This is a genomic window from Corynebacterium sp. HMSC05E07 (assembly GCF_001807225.1).
In the GTDB taxonomy this organism is placed as follows: Bacteria; Actinomycetota; Actinomycetes; order Mycobacteriales; family Mycobacteriaceae; genus Corynebacterium; species Corynebacterium singulare.
The window spans coordinates 10220-15609 of record NZ_KV788266.1 but is presented as its reverse complement, the minus strand read 5'-3'; the positions used below and the strand labels follow the sequence as shown (position 1 = coordinate 15609).

Here is a 5390-nt window from a genome sequence, read left to right as displayed (position 1 = left end):
AGCCCAAACCTAGACAAAAAGACAAACCAACACAAACAACACCACCACAAAAGCAGCATCATCTGAACTGGCACATCCAAAAATTACATAAAGAAAAAATCAACAACCAACCCCTCAACCCGACGGGGCAAAAAAGGGGGCCAGTCAAGTCAGAAGATTTAAATCAATACGCCCAAACAACTTACTGTTATTTACAATGACGCCGCTTGAAAAAGCGCCATCCGGCATACACCAACCATGCCGCACACACAGCACAACACAGCCAGAACAATAAAAACCAACCAACACAAAAAAGTACATTGGCACACTATTGAGTTCTCACACATCATCCGCACACCACAAGAAAATTAACCAAACGTTAACCTCTCGCAAGCGGCCCGAACGAGTCTACCCAACCAACCCACACAAGTCAAAACCAACCCAGCAGGCAGCCAAACAAACCGTCCAGCATCTACCACCAGTTAACCTCCCGGCTACCTCGCGGCGACTCGAATTAATATACGCACACCCCCAACAAACAACAAATCCCCAGTACAACCGTGGGGTTGGACCGGGGAGACGTCGCCAAGCAATGCCCTTTAGTGCACTGCTTTTTAGTAGAGCGTTTCCTCTTGGGTGCGCTCGATAGTGGCGCCCAGAGCCTGGAGGTTCTCGACGAAATTGGGATAACCGCGGTCGATGTGGAAGACATCGTGCACCGTCGTTGTCTCATCGGCGCACAAAGCGGACAGTACAAGACCCGCACCAGCGCGAATATCGGAACTCCACACATGGGTAGAAGACAAGCGCTCCTGACCACGGATCACCACATGGTGGCCGTCGACCTGTGCATCCGCACCGAGACGCAGCATCTCATCGACGAACCGAAAGCGAGACTCAAAGACATTCTCCGTGATGATGGAAGTACCCTCCGCGACCGCGGACAGACCAATGGCTATGGGCTGAAGATCCGTGGGGAATCCTGGATACGGCAACGTCTGATAGTCCACGGCAGAAGGCCGACGGTTCATGCGCACGCGGAAGCCATTGACGTAGGCGTCAACATCAGCACCGGCAGACTTGAGTTTCTCCAGGGGGAGGTGGAGGTGCTTCGGTGCAATACCGCCGACAGTAATGTCACCCTGCGTCATCACCGCCGCGTAGGCCCACGTACCGGCAACGATGCGGTCACCGATAACCTCATGTTCGGTGGGGTGCAGCTTCTCCACTCCCCTAATGGTGATAGTGGATGTACCTTCACCTTCGATATCCGCACCCATCTGCTTGAGCATGAGACAGAGATCCACAATTTCGGGCTCGCGGGCAGCGTTGTGCAGTTGCGTTTCACCCTCAGCGAGGACCGCCGCGGTCAAGATGTTCTCTGTTGCACCGACCGAAGGGAAGTCAAGCTTGATGCTGGCTCCACGAAGGTGTTCGGCCTCAGCAACAACAGCGCCGTGTTCAATACGGGTTTGGGCGCCGAGCTTTTCCAAGCCGGATTGGTGCATATCTAGGGGGCGAGAGCCGATGGCATCACCGCCGGGAAGCGCCACTTTGGCGTGGCCACACCGCGACGTGAGGGGGCCGAGCACACACACAGATGCGCGGAACTGACGCACGGCGTCGAAGTCCGCGTTGGAATGGAGCTCGGCGGGAGTCGTAATTCGCACCGTGTGTCCCTCAATCTCCACCGAGCAGCCAAGGCCCTCGAGGACCTTGCGCATGAGGGGGACATCGAGAATCTCAGGACAGTTGGTCAGCGTGGTGGTGCCTTCCGCCAACAAAGCAGCAGCCATGAGCTTCAGCACACTGTTTTTGGCACCGTCCACCTTGACGGTGCCGTGCAGGCGCGCCCCACCATTGACAATAAATTGGTCTTTCACGCCCACCCAACTTACCTATGATCAGGGCAGCGCGCCGATACGGCGGGCTGCATTCACCGCTTCATAACGGGTATGAGCTCCGAGTTTACGCATGACAGAGCGAAGGTAGGACTTCACGGTCTCGGCGCCAATGCCCATTTCTTCGGCCGCTTCCACGTTGGTGTGGCCAAGAGCCACGCACGAGAGAACATCGAGCTCGCGGGCGGACAGCTTAGTGGACTGCTTGACGCGGACTGGGGAAACCATCTGGTCACACAGAGCCTCAAGTTCCTTGCGCAAATCCTCATCAGACACGCGGTTAGCCAGCATGCGCAGCTTAGAGTGCGTAGAACGCACCTGCTCCCACTCGGCACCGTTCATGACGTGGCCGCGGGCAGCGCCACCCTTGCCGCCATCAGCACGGCGAAGTGCAGAGTTCACAGCGAGATCCTGCTCGAGGCAGCGAGCGGTCATGGTGACCTCTTCAATGACTTTGTCACCCAAGCGCACCGGGGAATGGACGCCGACATAGAGGACGCCGCGGATCTCACGCTGGACAGTCACAGGCACTGCCACAATGGAGTGCAGGCCTTCGTCCTGGATGTAGCGGTCATTCTCATGGCTAATCGTCGTGGCACGGGTGTAATCAGAAACACCGACTGCCCGGCGGGTGCTAACTACACGCCCGCCGACGCCCACGTTGGCGTCGATAACCAAGTTTTGCAATGCCGGAGTACGCAGGCCTACCCACTGGGTAATCTGCAAGCGATTATCCGGCAGTAGGGTTCCGTACATAGTGACGGGAATACCCGTAGCAGTCTTCAGCGACGACAGCGCTGCGCGTACAGCCTCGTCATCATCCTTGAGTCGATGCGGCTCCATGAGACTCTCTCTTACTCGGGGGTAACCAGCAGGTGCACCCAAATCCCCCGCCGTAAACGGGGGTAGGCGAACACTGTTTGTGAAGTATAACCGGCCGACGGGGGTAATTCTAAATCGCGCCACGCAGCTCGCCGCATCCAAATCCCACACCCGATGCCCGAATGCTCTGTTCAGAATTTATATACCACTTTGTCTACTAGCGGGGTGTAAGGTGTCTGCTGTACGTCAGAACAAATTTATGAGGGAGTCCACATCGTGACTGTTTACAAAAACATTCTGGAGACCATCGGCGGTACCCCGCTCGTGCGCCTTAACCGCCTGACCGAGGGCCTTGGCGCTGAGGTGCTGGTCAAGGTTGAGTCTTTTAACCCAGCAAACTCTGTGAAGGACCGCATTGCCAAGGCGATTGTCGACGCTGCCGTGGAATCCGGCGAGCTCAAGCCGGGCGGCACCATCGTAGAGGCTACCTCCGGCAATACCGGTATCGGCCTGGCTCTCGTCGGTGCGGCACAGGGCTACAAGGTCATCCTTACCATGCCGGAAACCATGTCCAACGAGCGTAAGGTGCTGCTCCGCGCCTACGGCGCCGAAATTGTCCTGACTCCGGGCGCTGCCGGCATGAAGGGTGCAGTAGAAAAGGCAAACGAAATTATTGCCGAAACCCCGAACGCCATCCTGGCCTCCCAGTTCGCTAATGAGGCTAACCCCAAGATCCACGAGGCGACCACCGGCCCGGAGATCTGGGATGACGCTGAAGGCAAGGTCGACGCATTCGTTGCCGGCGTCGGCACCGGCGGCACCGTCACCGGTGTCGGCCGCTACCTGCGTTCCCAGAACCCGGATACGTACCTCGTTGCTGTCGAGCCCTCCGATTCCCCAGTTCTGTCCGAGGGCAAGGCTGGTCCGCACAAGATCCAGGGTATCGGCGCCAACTTCGTGCCGGAGGTTCTCGACCGCGAGATTCTCAACGAGGTTCTCACCGCAACCACCGAGGAATCCGTCTCCACCGCACGCAAGCTCGCTACCGAGGAAGGCCTTCTCGTGGGCATTTCTTCCGGCGCCAACGTCTCCGCTGCCCTGAAGCTGGCTGCCCGTGACGAGTTCAAGGGCAAGACCATCGTGGTGGTTGCTCCGGACTTTGGTGAGCGCTACGTCTCCACCATCCTCTTCGAGGACATCCGCGAGGCCTAATCGGTAGTGGTCGCAACACGTACCACCACGCTGCGACCTCTCATAGTTAACAATGACAAGCGCCCTCTGTGCTAGGGGGGCGCTTTTTCTTTCTAGATAGGATGGTTCGCATGCACATTTTGAGGATGATCCGCGAAGACCTCGCCAATGCCCGCGAGCATGACCCGGCGGCGCGTGGCGACGTCGAAAATGCTGTAGTTTATTCCGGCCTTCATGCCATCTGGTCACACCGTATTTCGCACCGAATGTGGAAGCGTGGATGGCGAAGCCCGGCCCGAATTTTAGCGCAAATAAACCGCTTCTTTACCGGCGTTGAAATTCACCCCGGCGCCACCATTGGTCGCCGTTTCTTCATCGACCATGGCATGGGAATTGTCATTGGTGAGACTGCTGAGATTGGTGATGGCGTCATGCTTTATCACGGTGTGACGCTGGGCGGCCAGGTGCTCACACAAACCAAGCGCCACCCCACCATTGAAGACAACGTCACGATTGGTGCGGGCGCCAAGGTACTCGGCCCTATCACGGTGGGCGAAGGCTCGGCTGTGGGCGCTAACGCCGTCGTGACGAAGGATGTGCCGCCGAATCACATCGCCACGGGAATCCCTGCCACCAACCGCCCTCGTAAGAAGGAAGAGTGCATCAAGCTGGTGGACCCGGACTACTACATCTAGAGGTTGCCCTCACGAGTGGTGAGCGGCTGGTATTCGGGGTTCTTCGCAATGAAACCGGCCACTGCGCTGCACGTGGGGACAACTTGGCGAGCAGCGGTGGAGTCATCATCCAAAGCAGCCTTGATAAGAGGCTTGGACAGTCCCTGCCCTTGGAAGGCCTCATAGATTTCGGTGTGGTGGAATTCGCGTGTTGTCGCAGTATCGGCGTACTCGGCGAAGCCTGCCTCTTCGCCATCGACGGTAATAACGAAACGGGACTGATCGGTTTGGTGCGCAACTGAGGTAGTCATAGTCCCCATTAAACCAAAAAAGCAGTACGGGACAATCAAACAACAAAAGAACCCCCTCCATTTCTGGAAGGGGTTTTCTCTTGTGGCCAGAGCCAGGATCGAACTGGCGACCCCACACTTTTCAGGCGTGTGCTCTACCGACTGAGCTATCTGGCCAGAAGCCACAAGGACTTCGGCGACCCTGACGGGACTTGAACCCGCGACCTCCGCCGTGACAGGGCGGCGCGCTAACCAACTGCGCCACAGGGCCATTTTTAATTATCTCTTGTGCGCTGGGCACGAATAAGTACTCTACACAAGGGTTAAGAAACTCACCAAATCAGCACGTCAATAGAACTTTTCGAAGGTTTCCAACCATTGTCGTTGCACCGCTGTCATTCGCCCTAGACCTAAAACTCTTCCCCGATAGAGGAACCACCCCTTAAGCCGCCCGCAAGGAGTTAGTCGATCCTCCGCCATCCTCTTCCCCAACCCCAGATCGTGGCCTAAACGACAGGATGTGTTGGTGAGGT

At 57.1% G+C, this 5390-nt stretch carries 6 protein-coding genes and 2 tRNA genes; 3 read left to right on the top strand and 5 right to left on the bottom strand.

Features of this window, described 5'->3' with window-relative positions:
- Positions 1-200, top strand: a 200-nt coding sequence (locus tag HMPREF3149_RS13785) for a hypothetical protein (RefSeq protein ID WP_210385447.1), incomplete at its 5' end; no start/stop codon positions are given.
- Positions 201-593: 393 nt separating this feature from the next.
- On the opposite strand, the gene murA is transcribed toward HMPREF3149_RS13785, so the two are convergent.
- A complete protein-coding gene (gene murA, locus HMPREF3149_RS10465; RefSeq protein WP_042533432.1) occupies positions 594-1862 on the bottom strand; it encodes a UDP-N-acetylglucosamine 1-carboxyvinyltransferase in 1269 nt (422 codons plus the stop codon).
- A 21-nt stretch (positions 1863-1883) separates the two neighbouring features.
- Positions 1884-2723 (bottom strand): acetate metabolism transcriptional regulator RamA, encoded by an 840-nt coding sequence (gene ramA / locus HMPREF3149_RS10460; RefSeq protein WP_039676486.1) that lies wholly within the window; start codon positions 2721-2723, stop codon positions 1884-1886.
- A 255-nt stretch (positions 2724-2978) separates the two neighbouring features.
- On the opposite strand from ramA, the gene cysK reads away from it, so the two are divergent.
- Positions 2979-3914 carry a cysteine synthase A gene (cysK, locus tag HMPREF3149_RS10455; RefSeq protein ID WP_070537993.1) on the top strand — a complete coding sequence of 312 codons (936 nt, stop codon included), beginning with the start codon at positions 2979-2981 and terminating at the stop codon, positions 3912-3914.
- Between the two features lie 110 nt (positions 3915-4024).
- Complete coding sequence (gene epsC / locus HMPREF3149_RS10450; protein ID WP_042532171.1) at positions 4025-4588, top strand: serine O-acetyltransferase EpsC; 564 nt, start codon at positions 4025-4027, stop codon at positions 4586-4588.
- Here epsC and HMPREF3149_RS10445 read toward each other — a convergent pair.
- The 3 genes from HMPREF3149_RS10445 to HMPREF3149_RS10435 all read right to left on the bottom strand — a co-directional run bounded on the left by HMPREF3149_RS10445 (position 4585) and on the right by HMPREF3149_RS10435 (position 5128).
- Entirely contained in the window at positions 4585-4878 is a 294-nt protein-coding gene (locus HMPREF3149_RS10445; RefSeq protein ID WP_168162209.1) for a GNAT family N-acetyltransferase, read from the bottom strand. The genes epsC and HMPREF3149_RS10445 overlap by 4 nt on opposite strands.
- A gap of 83 nt (positions 4879-4961) precedes the next feature.
- Positions 4962-5034 (bottom strand) — tRNA-Phe (locus HMPREF3149_RS10440).
- Positions 5035-5054: 20 nt separating this feature from the next.
- Positions 5055-5128, bottom strand: a tRNA-Asp gene (locus tag HMPREF3149_RS10435).
- Positions 5129-5390 lie beyond the last annotated feature (262 nt).